The 24,318-nt window shown below is 67.3% G+C and carries 21 protein-coding genes; 9 read left to right on the forward strand and 12 right to left on the reverse strand.

The annotated features are described in order from the left end of the window. Nucleotides 1-19: 19 nt before the first annotated feature. The 3 genes from WC815_05935 to WC815_05945 form a co-directional block, all read right to left on the reverse strand. On the reverse strand, nucleotides 20-961 hold the full coding sequence (locus WC815_05935) for a hypothetical protein (protein MFA5908294.1): 942 nt from the start codon (nucleotides 959-961) through the stop codon (nucleotides 20-22). 23 nt (nucleotides 962-984) lie between these two features. Beyond that, nucleotides 985-3,819 carry a CHAT domain-containing protein gene (locus WC815_05940; protein ID MFA5908295.1) on the reverse strand — a complete coding sequence of 945 codons (2,835 nt, stop codon included), beginning with the start codon at nucleotides 3,817-3,819 and terminating at the stop codon, nucleotides 985-987. 445 nt (nucleotides 3,820-4,264) lie between these two features. Continuing rightward, complete coding sequence (locus WC815_05945) at nucleotides 4,265-5,098, reverse strand: sigma-70 family RNA polymerase sigma factor (protein MFA5908296.1); 834 nt, start codon at nucleotides 5,096-5,098, stop codon at nucleotides 4,265-4,267. A 466-nt stretch (nucleotides 5,099-5,564) separates the two neighbouring features. Here WC815_05945 and WC815_05950 point away from each other — a divergent pair, with 466 nt between their 5' ends. Then, entirely contained in the window at nucleotides 5,565-6,263 is a 699-nt protein-coding gene (locus WC815_05950; protein MFA5908297.1) for a response regulator, read from the forward strand. Between the two features lie 64 nt (nucleotides 6,264-6,327). Here WC815_05950 and WC815_05955 read toward each other — a convergent pair whose 3' ends face one another. Then, nucleotides 6,328-6,753 (reverse strand): hypothetical protein, encoded by a 426-nt coding sequence (locus WC815_05955; protein ID MFA5908298.1) that lies wholly within the window; start codon nucleotides 6,751-6,753, stop codon nucleotides 6,328-6,330. A gap of 10 nt (nucleotides 6,754-6,763) precedes the next feature. Beyond that, entirely contained in the window at nucleotides 6,764-7,933 is a 1,170-nt protein-coding gene (locus tag WC815_05960; GenBank protein ID MFA5908299.1) for an SGNH/GDSL hydrolase family protein, read from the reverse strand. Between the two features lie 74 nt (nucleotides 7,934-8,007). Between WC815_05960 and sppA the strand changes: the two genes are divergently transcribed. After that, nucleotides 8,008-9,762: a signal peptide peptidase SppA gene (gene sppA, locus WC815_05965; protein MFA5908300.1), complete on the forward strand. Its 1,755-nt coding sequence runs from the start codon at nucleotides 8,008-8,010 to the stop codon at nucleotides 9,760-9,762. Between the two features lie 131 nt (nucleotides 9,763-9,893). On the opposite strand, the gene WC815_05970 is transcribed toward sppA, so the two are convergent. Beyond that, nucleotides 9,894-11,819, reverse strand: coding sequence for a peptidylprolyl isomerase (locus WC815_05970; protein ID MFA5908301.1), 1,926 nt, complete (start codon nucleotides 11,817-11,819; stop codon nucleotides 9,894-9,896). Between the two features lie 279 nt (nucleotides 11,820-12,098). On the opposite strand from WC815_05970, the gene WC815_05975 reads away from it, so the two are divergent. The 7 genes from WC815_05975 to WC815_06005 are packed head-to-tail and all read left to right on the forward strand — an operon-like array spanning nucleotide 12,099 to nucleotide 20,048. Further along, nucleotides 12,099-12,995, forward strand: coding sequence for a GGDEF domain-containing protein (locus WC815_05975; protein MFA5908302.1), 897 nt, complete (start codon nucleotides 12,099-12,101; stop codon nucleotides 12,993-12,995). A gap of 30 nt (nucleotides 12,996-13,025) precedes the next feature. Next, complete coding sequence (locus WC815_05980) at nucleotides 13,026-14,051, forward strand: rod shape-determining protein (GenBank protein MFA5908303.1); 1,026 nt, start codon at nucleotides 13,026-13,028, stop codon at nucleotides 14,049-14,051. A gap of 13 nt (nucleotides 14,052-14,064) precedes the next feature. Continuing rightward, nucleotides 14,065-14,910: a rod shape-determining protein MreC gene (gene mreC, locus WC815_05985; GenBank protein MFA5908304.1), complete on the forward strand. Its 846-nt coding sequence runs from the start codon at nucleotides 14,065-14,067 to the stop codon at nucleotides 14,908-14,910. Continuing rightward, complete coding sequence (mreD, locus tag WC815_05990) at nucleotides 14,907-15,413, forward strand: rod shape-determining protein MreD (GenBank protein ID MFA5908305.1); 507 nt, start codon at nucleotides 14,907-14,909, stop codon at nucleotides 15,411-15,413. Before mreC ends, mreD begins: the two co-directional genes overlap by 4 nt. A 12-nt stretch (nucleotides 15,414-15,425) precedes the next feature. Beyond that, nucleotides 15,426-17,321, forward strand: a complete 1,896-nt coding sequence (mrdA, locus tag WC815_05995) for a penicillin-binding protein 2 (protein ID MFA5908306.1) — start codon at nucleotides 15,426-15,428, stop codon at nucleotides 17,319-17,321. After that, complete coding sequence (gene rodA / locus WC815_06000; protein ID MFA5908307.1) at nucleotides 17,321-18,406, forward strand: rod shape-determining protein RodA; 1,086 nt, start codon at nucleotides 17,321-17,323, stop codon at nucleotides 18,404-18,406. Before mrdA ends, rodA begins: the two co-directional genes overlap by 1 nt. A 25-nt stretch (nucleotides 18,407-18,431) precedes the next feature. After that, complete coding sequence (locus tag WC815_06005; GenBank protein ID MFA5908308.1) at nucleotides 18,432-20,048, forward strand: Rne/Rng family ribonuclease; 1,617 nt, start codon at nucleotides 18,432-18,434, stop codon at nucleotides 20,046-20,048. A 60-nt stretch (nucleotides 20,049-20,108) separates the two neighbouring features. On the opposite strand, the gene WC815_06010 is transcribed toward WC815_06005, so the two are convergent. The 6 genes from WC815_06010 to WC815_06035 form a co-directional block, all read right to left on the reverse strand. Then, the gene (locus WC815_06010) at nucleotides 20,109-20,558 is read right to left on the reverse strand and encodes a hypothetical protein (protein ID MFA5908309.1); all 450 of its coding nucleotides are present in this window, start codon (nucleotides 20,556-20,558) and stop codon (nucleotides 20,109-20,111) included. Nucleotides 20,559-20,771: 213 nt separating this feature from the next. After that, the gene (locus WC815_06015) at nucleotides 20,772-21,833 is read right to left on the reverse strand and encodes a DUF4097 family beta strand repeat-containing protein (GenBank protein ID MFA5908310.1); all 1,062 of its coding nucleotides are present in this window, start codon (nucleotides 21,831-21,833) and stop codon (nucleotides 20,772-20,774) included. Between the two features lie 7 nt (nucleotides 21,834-21,840). Next, nucleotides 21,841-22,602 carry a zf-HC2 domain-containing protein gene (locus WC815_06020; GenBank protein ID MFA5908311.1) on the reverse strand — a complete coding sequence of 254 codons (762 nt, stop codon included), beginning with the start codon at nucleotides 22,600-22,602 and terminating at the stop codon, nucleotides 21,841-21,843. Between the two features lie 12 nt (nucleotides 22,603-22,614). After that, nucleotides 22,615-23,175, reverse strand: a complete 561-nt coding sequence (locus WC815_06025; protein ID MFA5908312.1) for an RNA polymerase sigma factor — start codon at nucleotides 23,173-23,175, stop codon at nucleotides 22,615-22,617. 96 nt (nucleotides 23,176-23,271) lie between these two features. After that, nucleotides 23,272-23,634, reverse strand: a complete 363-nt coding sequence (locus WC815_06030) for an MGMT family protein (GenBank protein MFA5908313.1) — start codon at nucleotides 23,632-23,634, stop codon at nucleotides 23,272-23,274. Then, nucleotides 23,631-24,314 carry a hypothetical protein gene (locus tag WC815_06035; protein ID MFA5908314.1) on the reverse strand — a complete coding sequence of 228 codons (684 nt, stop codon included), beginning with the start codon at nucleotides 24,312-24,314 and terminating at the stop codon, nucleotides 23,631-23,633. The genes WC815_06030 and WC815_06035 overlap by 4 nt, the downstream gene beginning before the upstream one ends. Nucleotides 24,315-24,318 lie beyond the last annotated feature (4 nt).

Here is a 24,318-nt window from a genome sequence, read left to right on the forward strand (position 1 = left end):
CCTTCGACGGGGGAACTGGTTATTTGCTGCCGTCACCAAACAAGATTGCCGCGATAAAGCAAAACTCCGAGAGCGGTGGCATGACCGCTTCGCCGGCCACGAGCCCGTTGCTGGCGCTCGTCGGCTTCACGAACGGCAGCGCGGTGGGTGGCACCATGCGGCCGGTCGCCTCGGGGCACGTCGCGACCACCGGCTTGGCGTCCACCAGGTAGTCGAACAGCACCTCGGCGTGTTCGAGCATGGTCGGCTCGCCGACGCTCTCGCCCGGCTGCGCCGCGCTGAACACCCACAGGTCGGCTGTTGCGCCGGCCTGCGCCGTAAACGAGGCTGCCTCGAGTGCGCTCGTCAGGCGGATCGTCGTGGTGGCGCCGCTCAGGTTGCGGAAATCCACCGCGTCGGTCACTTGCTGCCGGTAGCCGCCGAACGACCATACCTTCCCGGCATCGGGATGCCCGGCGGAATTCTCGATGCGGCCGCCGCGAAGTGAGACGGTGGACGATGCCCACTTCTCGACGTTGCCGCGGACGCGCTTGCCCGGCGCAATGCGGTTCATCAAGGCCATCTCGGTGGCCTCGTTGGTCACCGCATCGTTCGCGCCGGACGTGATGTCGAGTGAGACGTTGTCGAGATTCCGGTAAACGAAATCATCGGCGCGGGAACCAATGAGCCTCGTGTCGAACGCGGCGGGGACCACACCGGCGACCGGCGACATGCCAAGCGCCTTGGCAATGGCCGAACCCTTGCGCGCCATCAGGAACGGCGTGTGGGTCATGTGATGGAACGCGTGGTGGCCGGGTGTGGCCACCAGGAACGAACGGTCGGCCCGCTCCATGAAGGTCATCATGCCGACGAAGCGGACGTTGACCTGTCCGGGGGCGGATGCGGCAAGCGTGGACGGCGTGAGGGCGCAAGCGGCTGCTGCGCCGAGGGAGACCCGGCTGACAAACTGACGGCGATTCATTCTACGCTCCTGTCGTTGGGGGGCTATCGATCGGAGCCGTATAGCACCAACGCACTCCAAGCGCCGAGTCGACGGCCGTTACTGTGCAGTACGTTGCGTTGGAGAGTGGCGAGGGCCCGCTCAGCGGAGATGCCCGTGGACATCTGGCGATGAAAGCCCACCATCAATTCGCGGGCGGCTGCTTCGTCGGCGCCCGGCAGCGTTCCGACGACGGCCGGGATGCCAGCCGCCATGAATGCCCGGGTTAGCGCGAGCGTGCCTTCGCCGCGGTTATTTTCGCCAGGCTCGACCTCATCGATGACCACGACACTGGTCGTCGGCATGGCCTGTTGGGCAATCTCCAGCCCCATCAGCGCGCCGGAATATCGGCGGCCCGGCTCGTCGGCCAACAGCACGCGCGAGAGCATCGGGTGGGTCGCGTTGGTGGCGGTGCCGGCCGCGACATGCAACACGCGCCGGCCGGCGGCCTGCTCCAGGAACCGCGTCCTGGTGGCGTCCGCACCCGTCAACAAGGTGCGGGCGGGATAGACGCCGGCCACCGCGCGGGCCTCGGCTTCCGCCTTGGAACCGGGACCGCCGAGAATCAGCGGGTCGTTGTTGCCTGCGGACTGTCGCAGTCCGGCGGCGGACACGAACAGCGAGGCGCTGGGTGACATGCTCACCGAGACGTCTTCCACGAGAAAGCGCTGCCGGGACCGATCCCAGAATGCCGCGAAGGCCGCATCTTCGTACGGGGCGTCCGGCACCACGATCAGCCTCGACACGCCCTTCAACTGGGACGCGATCGGGCGCAGGATCTGGTTGAAGAGGTCCGCGCTGGCGTCCGGATTGCGCGCCTCGTGGCGAATCTCGTCGCGCTGCCTGGCGACGAGGCGGACCGCATCGAGTCTGGTGACGGGGCGATGCACCACGGTGGTGCCGTCGTGCCTGATGACCCAGATGGCCAGCTCGTCGTCGAACTGGCTCAGGGCCACGAGTGCTTCATCCGGCTGGACGACGCGTTGCACATCGGTGAGCGTGCGCGGCCGCGCGTTCCGCCTGGCCTCGACCAGCGTCCGCGCGCGTGCGTTCTCGGTCAGGGCAAACGCTCGAGGATAGTCCTTCTTCTTCAACGCGAGCTGGACCGCAACGTCGAACAAACGCCACGATTCGTCCAGCGTCGAGAGTCTGCCTTCGTCTGCAAGCGATGCCCGCTCCGCTTCGAACGCGCGAAGACCACGGTCAATCGCGGCTTCGGCATCCGGTATGCGTCCCCACGCGAGGTTGGCAGTCGCGAGCTTGAGATTGAGTTGCGCCAGCCTGAGTTGATCGCGACGCTGGCTAACCAGGGCGATCGCGCGCGTCGCCGCGGCGACGGCGGCTTCAGGGTCACTGCCGCGCAACTGGTCGCTCTCGGAAGCCAACAGCGCAACTTCGAGGCGGCTCCGGAATTGTGCGTCGGGCACCTCGAGCAACGTCTTGCGGGCGTTGGCGAGGTCGGTGGAGGCCTCAGACAGGCGACCGAGTGCGAGGAATACCGCACCACGCTGTGACAGCGTCTCGGCAATCGCCGCCTTGCGGCCCCAATTGGTGGCGTTCTCGAGGACGGCGTCCTGGATGAGAAGGGCAATGTCAGGGTTGTCGAATCGCAACGCGGCGGCGGCCGTACTCAGGACCGCATGCCGCAGCCGTGGCGACCTGGAGACGCCGAGGCCCTCGAGCGATCGAAGCCGATGATGCCACTCTGTGGCCCGATCGCCCAGGTAGAAGTGCAGTGCCGCCAACAGCGTGTGCGCGGTCGCCACCTGCTCGGCATCGCCCATCCGTTCGAAACTCGCCAGCGTCTGCTCGTACCGCGACTGCGCCTCCGCCAATCGACCTTGGCCAAACGCAATCAGGCCCTGGATCCACGTCGCTCGCGCCTCGTGGAAGGCGTAGCCGCTGGCTTGCGCGGACGCCAGCGTGCTGCTCAGCGTCGCGAGCGCGTCGTCGGCCTTGCCGCCCACGTAGAGGATGGTCGCCAGGTCGAGCGCCGGGCGGTCGGCAAACGGACTCCCCGAACCGGCGAGCAACGACCTGGATGCAGACAAGCCAGGCGCGGCCTCCGCGAAGCGATCCTCCGCGTACAACGCGGCGGCGGTGGCGTAGGTGGCATGAGCGGCGGCCAGCGCGGTGACGGCCGCCGGGCCTCGCGCCTCGGCCCGATCGATCGCCGCGACGACGTCACGGTAGAGTGAATCCCCGGCGACACGGGCAAAGGCGTCGGCCATGCTCCTGATGCGGGCCAGTTCACCAGCGGCGCTACGCCCGCCCTGGACGGCCGCGGTCCAGTCAGGCAGCAGGGTGTTGTCGAGGAGCTTGCGCGCCTCGGTGGTCTGCGTGCGCACGGCCTCGTCGGCGAGCGCGGCATCGATCGATCCATCCAGCCGCCGCTCCAGGCTCACCCAGGCGGCCGCGGCCGTGGGCTTCGACAGTTGGTCCAGCCGCGCGCGGGCCTCCGCGGACCATGCCGAGGAGGAGTCGCGGGCGAGGTATTCAACCCAGGCGCTCCTGGCCTGATCGTGCAACGACAGGGCCGTCGCCGCCAGCGCGCGGTTGAACCACGCCTCGTTCAGCGACGGATCGAGACGGCGCGCCCGATCCGCGGAGGCGAGGGCGCGCGGCAGGTCGTCGGGACGCAGGCCCAGGCGCGCGCGTTCGAGTTGCACGGCGGCCACGTCGTTGAGATACCGCGCGTTGGCCGGCTGTTCGCGCGACGCCGCCAGCAACGACTCGGCGGCGTCGTCGTAGCGGCCGGCGAGCAGTTGCGACCGGCCCAGGTCGTGCAGCCGCGACGGGGTGTCACGTTCGCCGAACGACTCGCGAATCTTGGCGGCCATCAGGAGAATGCGATCGGTCTCGGCGGCTCGGCCACCTTGCCCCCCAGCAGATGGCTCACCCAGTGGGGCATGCGGGAGCCCCCCGGTCAGCCGGCCGAGAACCGATCGCTGCTCACCAACGCCGACAAGACTCACGAGCCCCGTGTCGCGACCCAGCCACGGCCTCACGAGTGAGGGCGCGAACAAGGACACGAGCACGGCAGCCGCGGCTGCCAGCACACCCACCAGGGTTCGCCGGGCCACGCGTGAAGTTGCCTCCATCGCGACCTCGACGTGGGGTGTGAACTCTGACACCTCCGCGACCGTTCGCACGACCCCGGCCACCAGTGCAACGCACTGAGGGCACGAGGCAAGATGGCGCTCCACCCGGGCACGTTCAGCCAAACTGAGGCCCCGGTCGATGTACGCCGCCAGGAGTTCCGGCTCCGGGCAGCGCGCGTGTGGATTAACCATCTCGATTAGGTAGACGGACAGGTCCCATAAATCTCTCAACCTCCGCCCGCAGCATCGGTGGCAGGGCAATGGTGGCGTGGCCGATCAGGCCGGATACTTCGCGCGGATCGACGCCGGATTGTGAGAGTGCCAGCCGCAACAGCCCGACCGCCCGCTCCAGCCGTCGATGCACCGTGGGGACCGAGCTCCCCATCAGTCTGGCTATCTCGACCATTGGGAGATCCTGGTCGAATCGCAGTGCAATCAACACGCGATCCTGGTCCGATACGGCGTCGAAGGCCGATCGCAACGTGCGTTCGAGTCGCTGGATGTCTTGGTGTCGCTCTGCATCTTCAATCGTCGTCTCGGAGCTGTCGTTGGCGCTGACGGCGGCAGCCGCATCCTCACTCACCTCCGTGGTCTTGATGCGGACCGGGAGCTGACTCCAGATGGCGCGCAGCTCCGCCTCCGAGGCCGGAGCCCTGTGGTTGGTGCGGACGATTTCGATCGCCTCCTCGAGGGTTTTGCCATGGCGCGTCACCAACCGTTCGAGCAGCACGGCCACCGGTCCCAGCCGGTTGGCCACCGCCGAGGGCCGCCACCGGCCCCAGCGCTCCACGCAATAATCCAGCGACAGCCGCTCGACGACCGCGGCCAGGTAGGTCCGTAACGAACTGCGATTCTGGAACTTGCGAAGGACCGCGTAGTTGTTGTCGATCAGGCGCAGGCGGACGAAACCGCCAAAGTCGTCCTGTTCGGCCGCCGACATATGGCGGCGATGGCCGGTCGTCCTCACGATTTGCTCAACGAGATCGAGGTGGTCGATGAGCAGCCGCTGATAATCCACGTGAATTTGGATGGGAACCCGTACGATTATCTGGACGCGCCGCCGCTAACACAAGGACGGTAACGGACACGGAAGGATTTATTTCGGGGCCGAATGCGGTGAGAAGGCTGCCGGGTCTGTCCGTCTACTAATACAGACGAAGGCGGTGTGGTTGAGTCGGTCCCGGTTGGCACGACTCCTGAACCAGGGATGGGCATCAGGAGGCAAGACGTCAATGGGAACGCAAGCAATTTGGCCGGTTTTCGCGGAAATCTGCGACACTGGCGCACAGTCCGAGGCGTGCGCGCCCATGTGCGGCCTTGTGCGCGAGTCCGGCTGGAAGCAGGATAGTATGGCGGTAAGCTTCTTTGGCGGGCTGGACGGGGCAGGGTCTCGCGTCTGGTCCGCAGGCAAAGTTGTGGCGGATCAACAGGATCAGGAACAACTCCGCGCACGGATTCGTGAACTCGAATCGCTTTGCACCGACGTGCTCGTCGCCGGCGTGGACATCGGCTTGCCGCAACACCTGCTCAATCAACTGTGGGGAGCCGTCGGACACGGCGAGTTGCCGCACGCGTACTACGTTGACCTGCCGCCCGCGCCGCCGCGTCCGGAGCCGGTGGCCGCCCAGCCGGCGAACGTCACCGTGCTGCCGACGAAGCTGGCCGACCCGACCTCAGCCGCCGCGATTGCGGAGCGCCCGCCGCTCGAGATCCCCGACATCCCGCTGACCTCGAACCCATTGACGGCGCCCAACGACGACTCGCGCCCGAAGGCGCCCCAGGCGGAACTCAAGCCCATCGGCATCAAGAAGACCGTCGTCGTGGTGGACGACGACCCGATGATGCTCGACGTGCTGGCGCGCATCCTGCAGCGTGAGAACTTCGAGCTGATCATGGCCAACGGTGGTCCTGAAATCATCAAGAAGCTCAGCGAGCATTCCGGTGACGTCGATCTGCTGGTCACCGACTACGCCATGCCAGACATGCAGGGCCGGGAACTGGCCGACCATGTGCGCCAGCGCTTTCCGTCGGTGAAAGTGCTCTACCAGACCGGCTTCAGCGACATGCTGTTCGAAAACCGCATGGAGCTGGAAGATGGCGCCGCGTTCCTCGAGAAGCCGTTCACCGCGCGCGGCCTGCGCGAAGCGGCCCGGCTGGTACTGTTCGGCTCGATCAACCCGTAACCCACAACTCGCGTCCCTCCTGATGCCGGGGTCTTCGGGCCCCGGCATTTTTTTGCCCGAGCCGCTAGCGGGCGTGGACCCGGCGCCACTCGTCGGTTCCGCGGATGGCATCCACCACGGCCTGCCGCGCGTCGGCATCGGTCGCGCCGTTGACCCGGGCATTCAGGTAGACGTCGAACACCCACGCGCCGATGGCCTCGAAGTCTGGGTGCTTCCCGTTCGCGATCCACAAGCCGTCAGGGCGCGCGAGCCCATCGGGCGAGGCGTAGAACTCGTGCAGCCACGCTGTCGTTCGCACGATGTCTTCGCGGTGTCCCTGCAGCCGCTCGGTGGCGAGCCGGCCGATCTGCTCGTCGAAGTGCCGCTGGTTGAACCCCATCTCCTCCCGAAGTGCGCGCAGGCGCAGCCCCTGCCACACGATCTGGCCCAACAGGATCACGATCACGATCAGCAGGAAAGTCGTCAGGGAACGATTGCGCTCGACGGACATGGGGATACTCCTATCGGCGTTGGCCTGGCCAGTGGGGTTCAAAGGTTTGGACGATGCGGGTGGCGGCGATGACGTTGGCGAGCGCGCCCGGATGCGTGTCGAGCCGGTTGGCCCACAGCGACGGCCGGTTCCGCACGCCCGCGAAGTCGGGACGAAGATCCAGGCAGGTCAGCCCGCGCTCGGCGCAGAAGGCCTGCATTCGCTCATGGAGAAACGTGAACGGATACGCGTCCCCAAGCTCGTAGGCAATGTCGGGGAAGAGCACAAACCCGATCTGGATGTGCCGGTCTTCCGCTTCGGCAACGAGGGCGCGCAGGGCCTGCCGGTCCAGCCGCGCTGCCTCGCTCTGTGGGTCACCGAACCTGGCGCGCATGTAGCCCGCGTACGACGTGCCCGAGAGGCCGGCGACCTGGCGGCGGGTCCACCAGGTGTCGAACAAGGTGTAGGCCGCGGATGACTCGTGCAGCCACTCATGCGCGGCAGGGAAGGGCAGCAAGGGCTGGTAGCGGGGCCGCTCGCGGTTGTCGCCCTCCACGTCGTTGACGAACCACTGGACCAGCACGAAGTCGGGCGCGAAGCGGACGACGCGCGAGCGCAACTCCGAGACGAGCTCCGGCGTGTTGTGTCCCGGCACCCCGAAATTGAGGATCTCGACGCCGGATGGCAGCGCACCCCGCACGAGATCCGAAAACCGTTGCCCGGCGGCGATGCCGTTGCCGTAGGCGAACGAATCACCGAGCACCGCCACGCGGAAGACACCCGCCGGTTTGCCCTCGGGAAACTCACGATCGCGAAACCCGTGGGTGTTGAGCGACAGCGCCGTGCGCTGCCAGCGATGGGAGAAATACCCGCGGTCGTCCGACGTGGTGGTGATGTCGCGATACAGCCACCTCGTCGTGTACTCCGCCGCCACCAGGGCAATGGCGGCGGTGACGGCGCTGACCGTGAGGCCAAGGGCGATGTGCGGCCACCGCCGCGCCAGCGCGAACCACAGCCGTCCGGGCCCTAACGCGGTGATGACCGCCGTGGCGCCGATCACCAGCGATAGCACGATTGCGATCAGGTCGGTATCTGCATACCGGTGGGCCACCGGCGCGTCGGCGAGGGCGAGCAGCAGGGCCGCGGCGCCAATCAGGATGGCCGCCGCCTTGGGCACGACGCGGTCTTGCGCGAACACCACGCTCCGAAGTGTAGGGAAAGGCGGCTCAGCCGCATAGATTTGTGCAGGAAAATCGCGCCGGTATACTGATCCCTGTGAAACGTGCTGCCGGGTTCGTCTTCGGATTCCTGGTCGTGGCCACCCTCGTCTCGGCCGCCGCCCTGCTGATGCTGTATTTCGTGGTTGGCCAGGAGCCCGATGTGCCCGCCCGCGCCACGCTCGTCCTGAGCCCCACCGGCGACCTGCCCGAGGTGCTGCCCGAGGTGGTGTTCGGCGGCGACGACCTGACCGTGCGCGGATACATCGAGCTCATCCACAAGGCCAAGGGCGATTCGCGCATTGCCGGCATCCTGCTGCGGCCGGGCAACCTCAGCTCGCCGTTCTGGGCGAAGATCCAGGAGGTGCGCGACGCCCTGGATGACTTCCGCGCCAGCGGGAAGTACGTCCACGCCTGGCTCGAGTACGCCGGCGACCGCGAATATTACCTGGCCACCGCCGCCGATCGGGTCTACCTCCTGCCGTCGGCCACGCTCGACCTCACCGGCATTGCGAGCTACGAGGTGTTTCTCCGCGGCGCCTTCGACTGGATCGGCACCTACCCCGACTTCCTGCACGTTGGCGACTACAAGAGCGCCGTCAACACCTACCTGGAAAAGTCGTTCACGCCCGCTCATCGCGAGATGGCCGATTCGCTCAATCGCAGCCAGTACGACCAGTTGGTGCGCGGCATTGCCGACGCGCGCAAGAAATCGGAAGCCGACGTCCGGGCGCTGATCGACCAGGGCCCGTTCCTGCCGGTGGACGCGCTGCGCCTGGGCTTGATCGACGAAGTCGCCTACGAGGACGAGCTCGACGACATCAACCCGGATCTGCGCGACGCCCACCTGGTGAAGGCCGAAGACTACGCCCAGGTGTCGTGGAGCGCGACCGGCGTGACGCGCCGCGCCAAGGTGGCGGTGATCAACGCGGTGGGCGTGATCAACTCCGGCCAGAGCGGCTTCGACCCGGTCAACGGCGCCGTGGTCGGCTCCGACTCGCTCGTGAAGTACATCCGCGAAGCGCGCGCCGACCGCTCGATCCGCGCCTTCGTGCTGCGCGTTGACAGCCCCGGCGGCTCGTCCACGGCCTCCGACGTGATCTGGCGCGAGTTGTCGATCTCGCGCGAGAACACGCGGCCGCTGATTGTCTCGATGTCGGACCTGGCCGCGTCGGGCGGCTACTACATCGCGCTGGCGGGCGACGCGATCGTGGCGCAGCCCGGCACGCTCACCGGATCGATCGGCGTCTACACCGGCAAGTTCGTGACCGCCGGCAGCCTCGACAAGCTCGGCGCCAACATCGAGTCGATCAGCCGCGGCAAGCACGCCGAGATGTACTCACCGGACCGCCGCTTCTCACCGGAGGAGCGCACCAAGATCCAGGAGTCGATGCAATCGGTCTACGACCAGTTCGTGGAGCGCACCGCGGCGGCGCGCCACATGCCGCCGGAAAAAGTGGATGAGGTCGCGCAGGGCCGCGTCTGGACGGGCGAGCAGGCCCGGCAGCTGGGCCTGGTGGATGAACTCGGCGGGCTCTACACCGCCATCGACCTGGCCAAGCAGCGCGCCAGGATTCCGGCTGACGAAGAAGTGGAGCTGGTGGTCTACCCGCCGCGCCGCAGCGTCTACGAGGTGCTGGCGGAGGAACTGCAGTCACCGATCGGGCGCATCCAGGAACGTTCCGCCGCCGACGCGCTGGTCCAGTTGCTGGGCCCGCGCGAGCGGAAGGCCTTGTCGGCGCTGCTGGCGCCGGCGCGGCTGTTCCGCTCGGGACAGGTGCTCGCGCACATGCCGTATGTGTTTGTCAGATAAGGGTCTGACCCCGACCAAGTGGTTCGGAGGGGTCTGACCCGTTCGCGATTGTGCCCGCGCGGAGGGGACAGACCCCTCCGCACTACTTGGTCGGGGTCAGTCCCCTTGCTCGGGGGCAGTCCCCGCGAACCCTAGACCCCGCCCACCACCCGCGCCAGCGTGTCCTCGCGGATGGCGATCTTCAGGCCCGTCTTCGCCTTCTGCATGTAGGCGCCGAAGAACTTGTCGCGGCGCGTGTTCACCAGCTCATCGCGCAGCACGTCCTTGCCGGCTTCAATCTCGGCGTCGGTGACGCTGACTTTCTCCGCCACGCGGATGACGGCGGTGCCGGCCGGCGTGGAAATCGCGTCGCTGACGCCACCCTGGGGCAGCGCGAAGGCGGCGGCGTCGACCGCTTCGCTGATGCCGAGGTCCGGAATGGCCGTCCCGCGCGCGATCAACTCGGTGGTCTTCACTTCGAGGCCGGCGCGCTTGGCGGCGGCGGCGAAGTCTTTCGCGTTCTTCAGGTCGGCGGCGATCGCGGTGGCGCGCTGTTTGGCCAGCTCCGCGGCCTTCTCCTGGCGCACGTCATCCGCCACCCGCGCCTTGACCTCATCCAGCTTGGGCACGTACGAATCCTGCCGGCCGGTCACGGTCGCGAACACCCAGCCGGTGGCCACGCGCATGGCGGGCGTCACTTCGCCTTCTTTCATGCCGAACACGCGCCCCGACAGTTCCGGCTGCGCGCCGACGCCCTGGATCGCCTCGTCCGACGCGATCAGGCCGGTCTCCACCACCGTCAGGCCGCGCTCCTTGGCGACCTTGTCGAGGTCGGCCGGCGTCTTGGTGGTGGCTTCGAGCGACTTGGCGATCTGCTCGGCCTCGGCCTGCGCCTTCTGCCACTTCAGCTGATCCTCGATCTCGGCGCGGACCTCGGCCAGCGCGCGCGTGGCGTCGGGCTTGTTGTCCACCACCTTGATGATGTGGAAGCCGAACGCGGTCTTGACCAGGTTGCTGATCTCGCCGGCCTTCATCGCGAACGCGGCCTGTTCGAATTCCGCCACCATGCGGCCGCGGCCGAAGTAATCCAGGTCGCCGCCGTTGGTGTTGTTGGTGTCGTCCTCGGAGTACTGCCTGGCCAGCGCGGCGAAGTCGGCACCCGGGGTCTTGGCTTTCTTCAGCACGTCTGCGGCCAGCGCCTGCACCGTCTTTTCGTCCTTGCCTTCGAGCTTGAACAGGATGTGACTGGCGCGCACCTGCGCGGGGGATTGGTACTGCGTCAGGTTCTGCTGGTAGAACGCGGCGATCTCGGCCTCGGGCACGGTGACCGTGGCGCGGACCTGATCGACGTTGACGATCGCGTACTTGATCTTGCGCTTCTCGCCGATGCGGTACTTGTCCTTGGTCTTCTCGAAGTAGGGGACCAGTTCCGCGTCGGTCACCGTGACCTGGCTCTTGAACGCGTCGGCCGTGACCGGCACGACGTCGAGCTTGACCTTCTCGTTCCGCTTGCGGAACTCGGCGGCGATGTCGGCGTCGCTGACCGACATCCAGCCGGTGAGCGCGGTCCGCAGCTTCTCGATCAGCAGCGCGCGGCGCAGGCTGGTCTCGAACTCGGTGGTCGACAGCGGCGGGTTCTGGAACTGCAGGATCTGCCGGTAGCGCTGCTCGCCGACGAACTTGCCGTTTTCCTGGAAGCCGGGCAGCGCGAGGATGCGCTCGCGAATCTCGACGTCGCTGACGGTGATGCCCTGCTTGCGCGACTCGGCGACCATGGCCTCTTCGTCCACGAGCTGCTGCAGGATCTGGCGGTCGATGCCGAGCTGCTTGAGCAACTGGTCGTTCATCTGCGCGCCGTAAGCGTTGCGGTACGCCGTGACTTGCGCGTTGTACCGCCTCGTGAACGTGCCCACGAGAATGGGCTCGCCTTCCACGTCGGCCAGCACTTCGCTGGGCGCCGCGCCGGTGGGGGTGGTCAGAAAGTCTGGGATGTAAAAGACCACGAAGGTCAAGACGACCAACGCCAGGCTCCACTTGAGCCAGCCCTTGTGTCTCCGCATCCGGTCGAGCATCGTCATCGCTGTGAGTCCTCTGGGAAAAAAGAATCGTAGCACGAACCCCGGGCGGAACCGCCGGAAGGGTATTCCTTGGTGGAACCCCCGTGCGGAAGCCGGTGTCGCATGATATATTCTGACAGTTGAATGACTTACGGCGGTTCTCGCCGTCCGGATCTGGCCGCCCGCCTGCGTCGGGGTCAGCGCGCGCTCAAAAACCGTCTCGGACGGACTGAGTCCGTCCTGGCACTACTTCGCATCGCACACGACACGCTTGACCCCGAAAGCATTGGCAAACTGGTCGTGGCCCGTGCAGACGAGTGGTTCAAGGCGCCGGCGTGCGGGGTGTTCGCGGCCGACCTCGACGGACAAGTCGTGGGCCTGTCGTCAAAGGGCATGGGGCCGGCGCTCACGCCCGCGGCGATCGGTGTGGCGCGCTGGGTGATGGCGCACGGGCGTGAACTCGCGTCGGCGGACCTCCGGAAAGACCCGAGGGCGGCCGGCGCCGCTGGCGCCGTGCTGGCGTGGCCGCTCCGCTGCCGGGCGCAAACCGTGGCCGCGCTGGTGGTCGCCGAACGGCAGGCGGCGTCGTCGGCGCCGCAACTGACACCGGCCGTTGGCCAGTTGCTCGGGGTGATGCTGGAAGGCCCCGCGCAGGCGCTCGACAACGCCCTGCGGCTGCGGCGGTCCGAGGCGCTGTCGGTTACCGACGACCTGACGCAGCTCTACAACTCGCGGTACCTGAACCAGGTGCTGCGGCGTGAAGCCAAGCGCGCGTCGCGTTCGGGCCGTCCTCTTTCACTGCTGTTCGTGGATCTGGATGGGTTCAAGGGCGTCAACGACAACCACGGGCACCAGGCCGGCAGCACGGCACTGGTCGAGGCCGCCGCCGTGATCCGGCGGTGCGCCCGTGAAACCGACATGGTCGCCCGCTTTGGTGGCGACGAATTTGCAATCGTCCTGCCCGACACGGGGTCGGAGGGTGCCGTGGCGGTTGGTGATCGTGTGCGGGAGCGCGTGGCGGCTCATCCGTTCCTGGCTGGGAACGGCTTGAACCTGCGGCTGACCGCCTCAGTTGGCGTGGCGACCTTGCCCGACGTCGCTGCGTCTGCTGAAGAGTTGGTGCGTGCGGCCGATATGGCGATGTACCAAGTCAAGGATTCGGGTAAAAACGGGGTTCGCATCGCCCAAGCCGAATAGGCCGGCGGGAATTACACGGTTCTGCAAAACATGGGTCTTGGTTCGTTTCTCTCATTTCTCTCCACCGACTTGGCCATCGATCTCGGCACGGCCAATACCTGCGTGTACGCCAAGGGACGAGGCATCGTCGTCAACGAGCCCTCCATGGTGGCGGTCAACAAGGTCACCGGCCGGGTTGAGGCCGTCGGCACCGGCGCGAAGGAGATGCTCGGGCGCACGCCCGGCAACATCGTCGCCATCAAACCGATGAAGGACGGCGTGATCGCCGACTTCGACGTCACCGAGAAGATGCTGACGTACTTCATCAAGAAGGCCCACAACGGCAACGTCTGGGTGCGGCCGCGCATCATCATCGGCGTGCCGTCGGAGATTACCCAGGTCGAGAAGCGCGCCGTGAAAGACTCGGCGTATCGCGCCAAGGCCAGCGAGGTGCACCTGATTGAAGAGGCGATGGCCGCGGCGATCGGCGCCGGCCTGCCCATCACCGAGCCGGCCGGCAGCATGATCGTCGACATCGGCGGCGGCACCACCGACATCGCCGTGATCTCGCTGGCGGGCATCGTCTACAGCAAGGCCGTGCGCGTCGCCGGCAACGAGATGGATGAAGCGATCATCCAGTACATCAAGAAGACCTACAACCTGCTGATCGGCGAGCGCACCTCGGAGCAGATCAAGATGGAGCTCGGCTCCGCGTATCCGCTGGACCAGCGGCTGACCATGGAGATCAAGGGCCGCCACCTGATCGAAGGCGTGCCGAAGACCATCACCATCAGCGACGAGGAAATCCGCGAGGCCCTCGCCGAGACCGTCAACGTGATCGTGGACGCGGTCCGCATCGCGCTCGAGCGCACGCCCCCCGAGCTGTCGGCCGACATCGTCGATCGCGGCATCGTCATCACCGGCGGCGGGTCGCTGCTGAAGAACCTCGACAAGCGGCTGCGCGAAGAGACCGGCCTGCCGGTGTCGAGTGCGGAAGACCCGCTGTCGTCGGTCGTGCTCGGTGCCGGCAAGATGCTGGGCGAGTTCGATCTGCTCCGCAAGATCGCCATCGACTAAGGCCGGGTGGCCCATGGCGATCGCCGACATCAGACAACGGCCGGGCATGCTGCTCGGCGCAGCCATCCTGCTGCACGTCGTGCTGATCTCCGCCCAGGTCAACACCGCCTCGGGGCTGCCGGTGCTCCAGGTAGTGACGTTCGGGTCGTTCGCGGAAGTGCAGCGCGGCACGATGGCCGTCGTCAACGGCGTCAGCAACCTGTGGTCGGGCTACATCGCGCTCCGCCAGGTCCGCACCGAGAACGAGGCGCTCAAGGGCGAACTGCAGACCCTGCAGGTGCGGTTGCAGGAAGAACACGCCCAGGCCCAGCGCACCGACAACCTGCGCCAGCTGCTCGAGTTGCGCGAGCGCGCCAACCTCGACACCACGGCGTCTGAAGTGATTGCCGGCGCCGCCAGCCCCGAGTTCCGCACGGTCACCATCGACAAGGGCACTTCGGACGGCCTCAGGACCGACATGGCGGTGATCTCGCCCGCCGGGGTCGTCGGGCGGGTGATTCTGCCGAGCGGCCGCGCTTCGAAGGTGCAGTTGCTGATCGATCGCAACGCCGCGGCCGGCGCGCTCATCGAACGCACCCGCGTGCAAGGCGTGGTCGAAGGGTTCGGCGACGGTTCGCTCCGCATGGAGTACGTGCCGGCCACGTCGGACGTGAAACCCGGCGACCTGGTCGTGACCTCGGGCATCGACGGCATCTATCCCAAGGGCTTCGTCATCGGCACCATCGAGCAGGTCGATCGCGGCAGCGGCGGCTATCATCAGATCACGGTGAGGCCCGCGGTGGACTTCACCCGCCTCGAGGAAGTGCTGATCGTGCGGACGCCGCCGGCGTCGCGCGAGGTGCCCGAGGGTGAGTCGTGAGGACCGCCGCCGCGGCGGCCGCCATCCTGGCCGCGCTGGCGGCGCAGACCACGCTGGCGGGGGTCGTCATCCGCGGCACGGCTGCGATCGACCTCGTGCTGATCGTGGTCGTCTATATCGCGCTCAAGTCGGGGCCGGTCACCGGGCTCCTGGCCGGCACGGTCGCCGGGCTGATCCAGGACGCGATGTCGAACCCGATCCTGGGCATCGGCGGGCTGGCCAAGACCATCGTCGGCTTCCTGTCGGGGGTGCTGGCGACGCAGTTCATCCTGACCGGGCCGCTGCCGAGGTTTGTCCTGCTGGTCATGGCCACGGCCTTGCACGCCGCCATTTTCATGGGGCTCTACGTGTTGCTGGACCTTCGTCAGTTTCCTAACCCGACGCCGGCGGTGATCGGGCAGGCCCTGGGGAACGGGTTTGTCGGGGTGGTCGGGTTCCAGCTGATCGAATGGCTGCCCGGCTTCGTAGACCGGCGTCGCGCCGGGCGGTTTTTGAAGCGATAATTACAGGATCGTATGGCCATAGGCGAAGATCGGCGCCGTCTCACCACCCGGCTCATCGTGCTACGGGTGTCGGTGGCGGTGGCGTTCGGCCTGCTCGCCTGCGGCTTCTGGTTCTTCCAGGTGGTGCAGCACGCCAAGTTCCAGGAGATGGCGGAGAACAACCATCAGCGCACGCTGACGTTGCGCGCCCCGCGCGGCATCATGTTCGATCGCACCGGCCGCCTGCTCGTGGAAAACCGCAACTCCTTCAACATCTCGATTGTCCGCGAGCACACCAAGGACCTCGATCGCACGGTGCGCACGCTGGCTTCGGTCACCGGCGTCGAGGAGAAGACGGTCCGCGAGATCGTCGATCGCCAGCGCCGCGAGCCGAGCTATCGCCCGATCGTGATCATCCAGGACGCCACGCTGGCCCAGGTCGCGGCCGTCACGGCGCGGCGCCTCGACTTCGAGCTGCCGGATGTCATCGTCCAGGAAGTGCCGACGCGCGAATACCCGGACCAGTCGATGGCGGCGCACCTGATTGGCTACGTCGGTGAGGCGAGCGAGGACCAGGTGGCCGCCGACCGGCTCGCCAGCGGCTCGATCGTCGGGCAATTCGGGATCGAGCGCGTCTACAACAAGATGCTGATGGGCGAAGACGGCGCGCGCCGCGTGGTCGTCAACAGCATGGGCCGCGAAATCCGCACCCTCGAGGAAGTGCCGCCGGTGCAGGGCCGCCGCGTGCAGCTGACCATCAACTACGCGATGCAGCAGGCGGCCGAGGACGCGTTCAAGGCCTACGGCCGCTGGGGCTCGGCCATCGTGCTCGAGCCGAAGACCGGCGACGTGCTGACGCTCACCAGCCTGCCGGCCTTCGATCCCAATGACTTCGCCACCGGCATCGATCGCGCGACCTGGAACCAGCTCAACACCGACAAGTTGAGGCCACTGCAGAACCGCGCGATCCAGGGCCGCTACTCGCCGGGCTCGACGTTCAAGATCGTGGTCGCCACCGCCGCCCTCGAAGAGGGCGTGATCACTCCCGAGCGCCAGATTTACTGCCCGGGCGGCGGCACGTTCTACGGCCGCTTCTTCAAGTGCCACCTGGCCGGCGGGCATGGTTACATGGACATGCGGCACGCCATCGAGAAGTCGTGCAACACCTACTTCTACACGCTGGGCGACATGCTCGGCGTGGACCGGATGCACCTCTGGGCCGAGAAGCTCGGGCTGGCCGGCAAGAGCGGGATTGACCTGCCCAACGAAGTGGAGAGCATCGTCCCCTCGACCGAGTGGAAGAAACAGCGGACTGGGGAGAAGTGGTACGCGGGCGAGACCATCTCCGTCGCCATCGGCCAGGGCCAGCTGTCGGTGACCCCGATGTCGATGGCGGTGATGATGGCCACCGTCGGCAACGGCGGCACTCGCGTGATCCCGCGGCTGGTGAAGGCGTTCGATGATGGCCAGGGCTGGATGCCAGTGCCGATCCCGCCCAGCCCGTATGCGCCATTCCTCCTGAAGCCGGCCACGATTGCGGCGGTGCGCGATGGCCTGTGGATGGCGGTGAACGGCGCCGGCACGGCGAGACGCGCGATGGTCGCCGGCCGCGACGTCGCCGGCAAGACCGGCACGGCGCAGGTGATTTCGAACCAGGGCAAGGAGCGCGCCCGCGGCAGCGAGAAGGATCTGCGCGACCACGGCTGGTTCGTGTTCGTGACCCCGCGCGACAACCCGGAACTGGCCGGTGTGATCTTCGCCGAGCACGCCGAGCACGGCTCCGAAGGCGCGACCATCGCCCGGCACATCATCGAGACCTACTACGCGCAGCGCGACGGCCAGCCGTTGCCGGTGCTGACCGTGCCGGCCCCCGCGCCGGCGCTGGTGCGCGCCGCCGTCATCAGCGGGCCGGGCGGAGGCACACGCTAGTGTTCGAGCGCCGGCTCTATTACCACATCGACTGGCTGCTGATCGGCGCCGTGATCGCGATCGTCGCGATCGGCCTGGCGATGATCTACAGCACCACCGGGGGCGCCGGCCGCGTCTACTGGACGCAGGTCTACGCCGTCGGCCTGGGCGCGATGGCGTTCGTGCTGTGCCTGATGTTCGACTACCGGTCGCTCGCCGACAAGTCGCATTTCTTCTACCTGGCGATGGTCGCGGCGCTGATCGGCGTGCTGTTCTTTGGCGCCGTCCGCGGCGGCTCGCGCCGGTGGATCGACCTGGGCTTCTTCAACCTGCAGCCGTCGGAGTTCGCCAAGGCGACGCTGGCGCTGATGCTCGCCAAGATGCTGGGCGAAGAGCGGCGCGCGGCGCTCACCAACACCGACCTGGCCATCGCCGTGGTGCTCACTGCGGTGCCGTTCCTGGTCATCGCGCGCCAGCCCGACCTGGGCACGGCCGTCACCCTGCTGCCCATCCTGCTGGTGGTCGCCTACGTGGCCGGCATGCCGATGAAGTACGTCTACGCCATGGTGCTGGTCGCCGTGCTCGCCGCGCCCATCGCCTACAAGTTCGGCCTGCAGGACTATCAGCGGGAACGCATTTCCACCTTCCTCGATCCGGCGCAGGACCCCCGTGGCGCCGGCTACCAGCAGATCCAGGCCCGCATCACCGTCGGCTCCGGCGGCGTGTGGGGCAAAGGCTTCATGGGGGGCACGCAGGGTCAGCTGCGCTTCCTTCCCGTCGCGCACAACGACTTCATCTTCTCGGTGCTCGCCGAGGAGCAGGGGCTGGTCGGGGTGCTCGTCGCGCTCGGGTTGTACTTGTTTGTGATTGTGCGCGCGCTCGATGCGGCCCGTCTGGCCAAGGACCGACTCGGCGCCTATCTCGTCCTGGGCGTACTCTCGTCGTTTACGTTCCAGGTTGTCTACAACATCACCATGTCGGCGGGTCTGGCGCCGGTCAAGGGGCTCACGCTGCCGCTGATGAGTTACGGCGGCTCCTCCATGATCGCGACGCTGGCCGGGTTCGGGCTCATCCTCAACGTGCGGATGCGCCGGTTTACCAACTGATGCCGATTTCCGCAGGACCCTGTCCATGAACAAAGAAATGATCATTGCCTCGAATGGCCACGAGACACGCGTGGCCATTCTCGAGGACGACCAGCTCGCTGAACTCTTCGTCGAGCGCGAGCAGAACCGCGGCGTGGTCGGCAACGTCTACAAAGGCCGCGTCTCGAAGGTGCTGCCCGGCATGCAGTCGTCGTTCGTGGACATTGGCCTCGAGCGCGACGGCTTCCTCTACGTCTCCGACGTCATCGCCAACCTGGATGACTACGACAAGGAAGACGACGAGACGCCGGCCGCCGAGCCGGCGGCGGACGCCGCCAACGGCGAGGCGGTGGCGACCGGCGGCCCTCAGCCCGAACGGCGCGGCCGTGGCCGCGGCGGCCGCGGCGACCGCGAGGAAGGCAAGGAGCGCGCCCCCGAGCCGAAGATCGAAGAGCTGCTGAAGGAAGGCCAGGACGTCATCGTCCAGGTGGCCAAGGAGCCGCTGGGCACCAAGGGCGCGCGCCTGACCTGCCACGTCACCTTGCCCGGGCGCTTCCTGGTGTTCATGCCGACGGTCGACCACATCGGCATCTCGCGCAAGATCGACAGCCGCGAGGAGCGCACGCGCCTGCGCGGCATCGTCAAGGAGTTCCGCGACCAGCATCACTTCGGCGGCGGCGTGATCATCCGCACCGCGGCGTCGAACCGCTCGAAGGAAGACATCCTCGCCGACCTGAACTACTTCTACAAGATCTGGGTGGACATGCGGCAGCGCGGCGAGCAGAAGCGCTCGCCGGTCACCGTCTACCAGGAGCCCAGCCTGGTCGCCAAGCTCCTCCGCGACCTGCTCACCGACGACTACTCGGCGATTCGCATCGATCACCCGGTGGAATACCAGCGCGCGCTGGAGTTCATCGGCCGCATCATGCCGAGCTTGGCCCCGCGCGTGAAGCTGTACGACAAGGACTTCCCGATCTTCGAGGAATACGGCGTGCAGGCCGAGCTCGACAAGGCGCTGCGCAGCAAGGTGTGGCTCAAGTCGGGCGGCTCGATCGTCATCAACCAGACCGAGGCGCTGGTCGCCATTGACGTCAACACCGGCCGCTACGTCGGCAAGAAGACCGCCGGGCGCCTCGAAGACACCATCATCAAGACCAACCTCGAAGCCGCCAAGGAGATCGTCCGCCAGATCCGCCTGCGCGACCTCGGCGGCATCATCGTCTGCGACTTCATCGACATGGAGGAGAAGAAGAACCGCCTGAAGGTGTTCGGGGCGGTGGAGCAGGAGCTGCGCAAGGATCGGGCGCCCTCCAAGGCCCTCCAGGTCTCGGATTTCGGCCTCGTGATCGTGACCCGCAAGCGCGTCAAGCAGAGCCTCGAGCGCGTGCTCACCGAGCCGTGCCCGTACTGCTCGGGCGCCGGCACCATCAAGTCGAGCGCGACGGTGTGTTACGAGATCCTGTCGGAGGTGAGGAAGGTCGGGGCGGACCTCGACGGCCCGGGCGTGCTGCTGCGCGTCAATCCCGACATTGCGCGGGCGCTGCAGGAAGAAGAGAAGGGCGTGCTGCGCGATCTCAAGGAACTGCTGCGCCGCGACATCATCGTCAAGCCCGACGTGCACCTGCACCACGAGCAGTTCGACGTCATGTCGATCGGCGGCTAGAAACAGAAAAAGCCGGGTACCGCGTTGGCGGTCCCGGCTTTGTCTGGTACGGTTGGCGGTCTACATTGCCGACGGCGGCATGTGAATCAGGTAGCCGACACCGCCGCGATTGATCCACACGCGCAGGTATTCGTTACCCTTCAGCATTTCCACCTTCGAGCCCGACCGGGTTGACGCCGGCGCGTCGGGACCGGGCTGCAGGTCCTTCACTTCCGAGGCGGGGATGATGCTGACGACTTCGCGGCCGGCGACCTTGCCGCCCTGCACGAATTCGACCCAGCGCTCCATCGACTGTCCGGCGACGGCCGGCGCGGCGGCCTGAGCGGTCAGACGGACCTGGTAGGTCCCGGCCTTCAGCGCCTTGCCATCGGCCATCACGCTGCGGGGCAGACGCACCGAACCGAGGGTGGCCTCACCAGCGGGAACCTGGCCTTGCGGAGTGGTCTGCGCGGATGCGACACCCGCCATGAGCACGCCCGCAAGCATTGCGATAAGAAACCTGACCTTCATGAGTTCTCCTCCAGCGGCAATCCGGTGGATCGCCTACGGCTCTCATTATGCCAGAACCTTGCCATTCGACTCGACCCCGTCTGGCAGGCCAGGCCGGGTCTCGCTCATGGCAGGCCATTGCTAAAAGGGGGTAGGCCAAGGCCGAACAATGGCAGAGCCTTGCCCTGAGCGAGCGGCAAGGCGTCACTGGACGCCTTGTCGCGAGTCGAAGGGTCACTTCTTGGTAATTACCACCGAGCCGCTGTGGCTGCGGACCGACAGGATGGCGCTGGCGTCGCCGTAGGATCCCCGGATGGCCCGGTTGCCGGCGCCGCCACGGCGGTCGCGGTCCTCCCGGCCGAGGGCCCGGCGCGTCACCGGCAGGTCCGACCGGACGCTGCCGCTGAAAGTGTCGGCATCGAGCTCGAACCCGGTGGATCCGGAGACGACAATGCGGACGTTGCCGGAATGCGAGGTGAACTCGTAGCGCCCGGCCCTGGTGAACGGCGCGTCGAATTCGATGTTGCCCGACATCGACCTGGCCTCGACCCGTTCGACCTGCATGCCCGACAGCTTGACGTCGCCGCTGACCGAGCCGGCCTCGAGGGCGCGGACGCGGAGGCCCGAGGCGATCACGGAACCGCTGACCGTGCTCAACACCAGCGTGGTGGCGCCGCCGATGTCGCGGGCGATCACGTTGCCGGACACCGTCTTGGCCACCGTCACGTTGGGGGTGGCGCTGACGTCCACGTCGCCGCTCACGGTTTCGGCGCGGACCTCGCCGCGGGCCCCGGACACGATGATGTCACCGGAAATCGACTTGACCGACACCGACGCGCCGGCCGGCACGGCAATCACGTAGTCGACGCGCGCGACGAGGCCGCGCTCGTCGTAGGCCCCGCGGCGCGGATACGCCGTCCGCACTTCGACGCGGCCGTTGAAGTTGTTCATCTCGACGCGGAGGTCGTTCAGCAGCCGCCGCGCTTCCCCGGCGTCGCGGTGGCGCACGCGCTTGGTGGCCTCGACCTTGATCTCATTGCCGGAGCCGCCGGTGACGCGGACGTCCCCTGACAGGCCGGCCAGGTCGAGCGCGCCCTCGGCGCCGACCTTGAAGGTCTGCGTCACCTTGTCAACGGTCTCGGGCCCTTGCCGGGTCTCCTGGTAGCGCTCGAACCATCCGGTGCGCGGGCCGTCTTCGGGCACGATGCCGCGCAGCGTGACGGCGGCGGTCGCCGGCGCCGCGCCCGGGAGGAGGGCGAGGCCCACGATCAGGCGTGTGAGAATTCTGTTCCGCATAAGTCGGCTACTGCGACAGGGACTGGATCTTGCGCCCCGCCTCGGCTTGATTGCCCTTCCGCATTTCGTTGATCAATTCCACGGTCTGCTGCAGCAACGCCACCTTCGTGCGGAGGGCGTCGAACAACCCGTCTTGCGCGTTGGTGCTGGCCGGCTGCGACCTGAGCGCGGCGCGGCTCTCGCTGATCGCCTGGTCGATCACCGACAGGTTCTTCTGCAGGACGGTGGCCACCTGCGGGTCGAGCTCGCCGGTGTCCTTGTTGGCGATGGTCTGCAGGTCGTCGATCGCCTTCTGGTAGTGCTGCTCGGCCTTCTCGAATTCCGCGGCCACCGATTCGACGCTGATCTCGGGTTCGGCCGCCGCCTCCGTCGCGGCGCCGTTCGGATCCGTCGCGCGGTTCATCAACGGCATCAGGCCAATGACGGTGGCCAGCACCAGCGCGGCGGCGGCGCCGAGCCACACCGGCCAGTTGCGACCTTCGCCAGGGCTACGGCGGACAAGCCGGCGGCCACGCGCCGGCAGGGTAAGCAGCCGGCCTTTGGGCGACGGTTCGGCGGCAACGGCCGCCTGCAGGCGGGTCCAGGTCTCGGCCCTCGGCTCGTGCCGATCGAGCATGAACGCGGCGGCGCGAATGGTCCGCAGGTCAGTGACCAGGGCGCTGCAGTTGTCACAGCCCTCGAGATGCCGCTCGACGTTCCGCTGTTCAGCGGGCGCGAGACGCCCATCGACAAAGTCGACGAGGGCTTCGTTGAGGTCGCTACAGTTCATGACTTCCCACTTCTAGCTTTCCCGCTTCTTCTTCAGCCCGTCGGCCAGGTAACCCCGGATGCGCAGGCGCGCCTTGTGCACCTGCGACTTCGACGTCCCTTCCGACACGCCCAGCATGGCGCCCACTTCCTGGTGGCCGAACCCCTCGACGTCGTGGAGGAGGAAGGCGGCCCGGCAGGCGGGCGGCAACGCCGCGATGGCCCGCTCCAGGTCGATGCGGCTGACCGCGCTCAACACCGGCACCGGCGAGGTGACGGGCGTCGCGTCCGGCTCGTCCAGCGAGTCTGTTTGCTGGCCCATGCGCGTGTGCCGGTTGCGCAGCACGTCCAGGCAGTGATTCATGGCCAGCCGGTACAGCCAGGTGCCGAGCGACGACTCGCCGCGGAAGCTCCCAATCTTGCGATACGCCAGCAGGAAGATGTCCTGCAGCAGGTCGTCGGCCTCGCCGTTCGCGCCGATCATACGGCTGGCCAGATTGTAGAGCCGGGTCGCGTGCTGGCGGTACAGCGTCTCGAAGGCCGTCCCGTCGCCCGCCCGGATGCGCCCAATCAGCTCGAGATCGGCGCTTTTCACGTCACCTGTAGGGTTAGACGGCGGCATGGGGTCGGGGGTTGATGAGGGCCGGAGCCACTCCCACACAGACGTGTTAAACCCCCGGTTGGTTCGGATCTACTTATCCGCCTTCGCGGCCGCAGGCCGCTTCGGCGCGACCTCGCTGGAGCTCGCTTCGCGAGCGGAGGCGGGCCAACGCCGCCGGGCGAATCCCACCACCCGCGCGGGGGTCACCGTGAGGCCTTCCGCCGCGAGCAGCGACCGCTTGAGGAGGAGGCTTGAATACCCGCCGAGCCGCCCGCCGGCGGCAATCACGCGGTGATAGGGGAGGCCCGGACGGTCGGCGGTGCGCATGATGTTGCCGACCGCCCGCGCCGCGCGCGGCTTGCCTGCCAGGCGCGCCACGTCGCCATAGGTCGTGACCCGGCCAGGCGGAATGCGGGACACGATGGTCAGCACCTTTCGCTCGAAGGGGGTCACCGGCCTACCGTGATGCGCGCCCGGAAGCTGGTCCCTCCCAGGTCGGTCTCGTGAAACGAGGCCGACACGCCGCCTTCGCCAATGGCGTCCCGCACCGTCGTCCACGCCACTTCGCCGGCCACTCCCAGCCAGCGCGTGATCTTGTATTCCGCGCCGCCGCGGAGGTGATAGCCGCCAAACCGCTCGTCCACGTCTTCGCCCGCGCCTGCAAACGACGAAGTTTCCTGGTAGCCGAACGAGGTGTAGCCGGCCGCCGCGTACGGCACCAGCTTGGGGACTCGCGGGATACGGAACCTCCACCCGGCGCTGAATTCAATCGGCACGATCGTGACGTCGAGCGGGATGCCGAGCGGGATCACGTCGCCGTCCAGCACCAACACGCGCTCACCCGACCCCGCGAAGCGCCAGGCGCCCACGTCCACGAACAGCCCGCCGAACGGCAGGCCCACGGTGGCGCCGCCGCCGACGATGGGCGCGGCCGTCTTGCCGAGGATGGCGTCAAAGCTCTCGGTCGCCGCGAAGGTGAACCGGCCGACCGTCGCGTAGCCGCCGATCTGGATGCTGCTCGACGTCGACGAGGGCCGCCGCGCCGGCCGCCGTGTTTGCGCCGCGGCCGGATTGGCACTGGCCACCGCCACGAGCATGGCGACGGCGGCGAGAAAAGGCAATCGGCGTGTCATCGAT

Source organism: Vicinamibacterales bacterium (assembly GCA_041659285.1).
GTDB lineage: Bacteria > Acidobacteriota > Vicinamibacteria > Vicinamibacterales > UBA2999 > 12-FULL-67-14b.

Bases quoted from the DNA above. Each gene is read 5' to 3' on its own strand.
- WC815_05940 (MFA5908295.1), bottom strand. From the start codon at position 3,819: ATGGCCGCCAAGATTCGCGAGTCGTTCGGCGAACGTGACACCCCGTCG.
- WC815_05970 (MFA5908301.1), bottom strand. From the start codon at position 11,819: ATGACGATGCTCGACCGGATGCGGAGACACAAGGGCTGGCTCAAGTGG.
- WC815_06010 (MFA5908309.1), bottom strand. From the start codon at position 20,558: ATGAAGGTCAGGTTTCTTATCGCAATGCTTGCGGGCGTGCTCATGGCG.
- mrdA (MFA5908306.1), top strand. From the start codon at position 15,426: ATGGCCATAGGCGAAGATCGGCGCCGTCTCACCACCCGGCTCATCGTG.
- WC815_05955 (MFA5908298.1), bottom strand. From the start codon at position 6,753: ATGTCCGTCGAGCGCAATCGTTCCCTGACGACTTTCCTGCTGATCGTG.
- mreC (MFA5908304.1), top strand. From the start codon at position 14,065: ATGGCGATCGCCGACATCAGACAACGGCCGGGCATGCTGCTCGGCGCA.
- WC815_06005 (MFA5908308.1), top strand. From the start codon at position 18,432: ATGAACAAAGAAATGATCATTGCCTCGAATGGCCACGAGACACGCGTG.
- WC815_05935 (MFA5908294.1), bottom strand. From the start codon at position 961: ATGAATCGCCGTCAGTTTGTCAGCCGGGTCTCCCTCGGCGCAGCAGCC.
- WC815_05980 (MFA5908303.1), top strand. From the start codon at position 13,026: ATGGGTCTTGGTTCGTTTCTCTCATTTCTCTCCACCGACTTGGCCATC.
- WC815_06035 (MFA5908314.1), bottom strand. From the start codon at position 24,314: ATGACACGCCGATTGCCTTTTCTCGCCGCCGTCGCCATGCTCGTGGCG.
- WC815_06015 (MFA5908310.1), bottom strand. From the start codon at position 21,833: ATGCGGAACAGAATTCTCACACGCCTGATCGTGGGCCTCGCCCTCCTC.
- WC815_06020 (MFA5908311.1), bottom strand. From the start codon at position 22,602: ATGAACTGTAGCGACCTCAACGAAGCCCTCGTCGACTTTGTCGATGGG.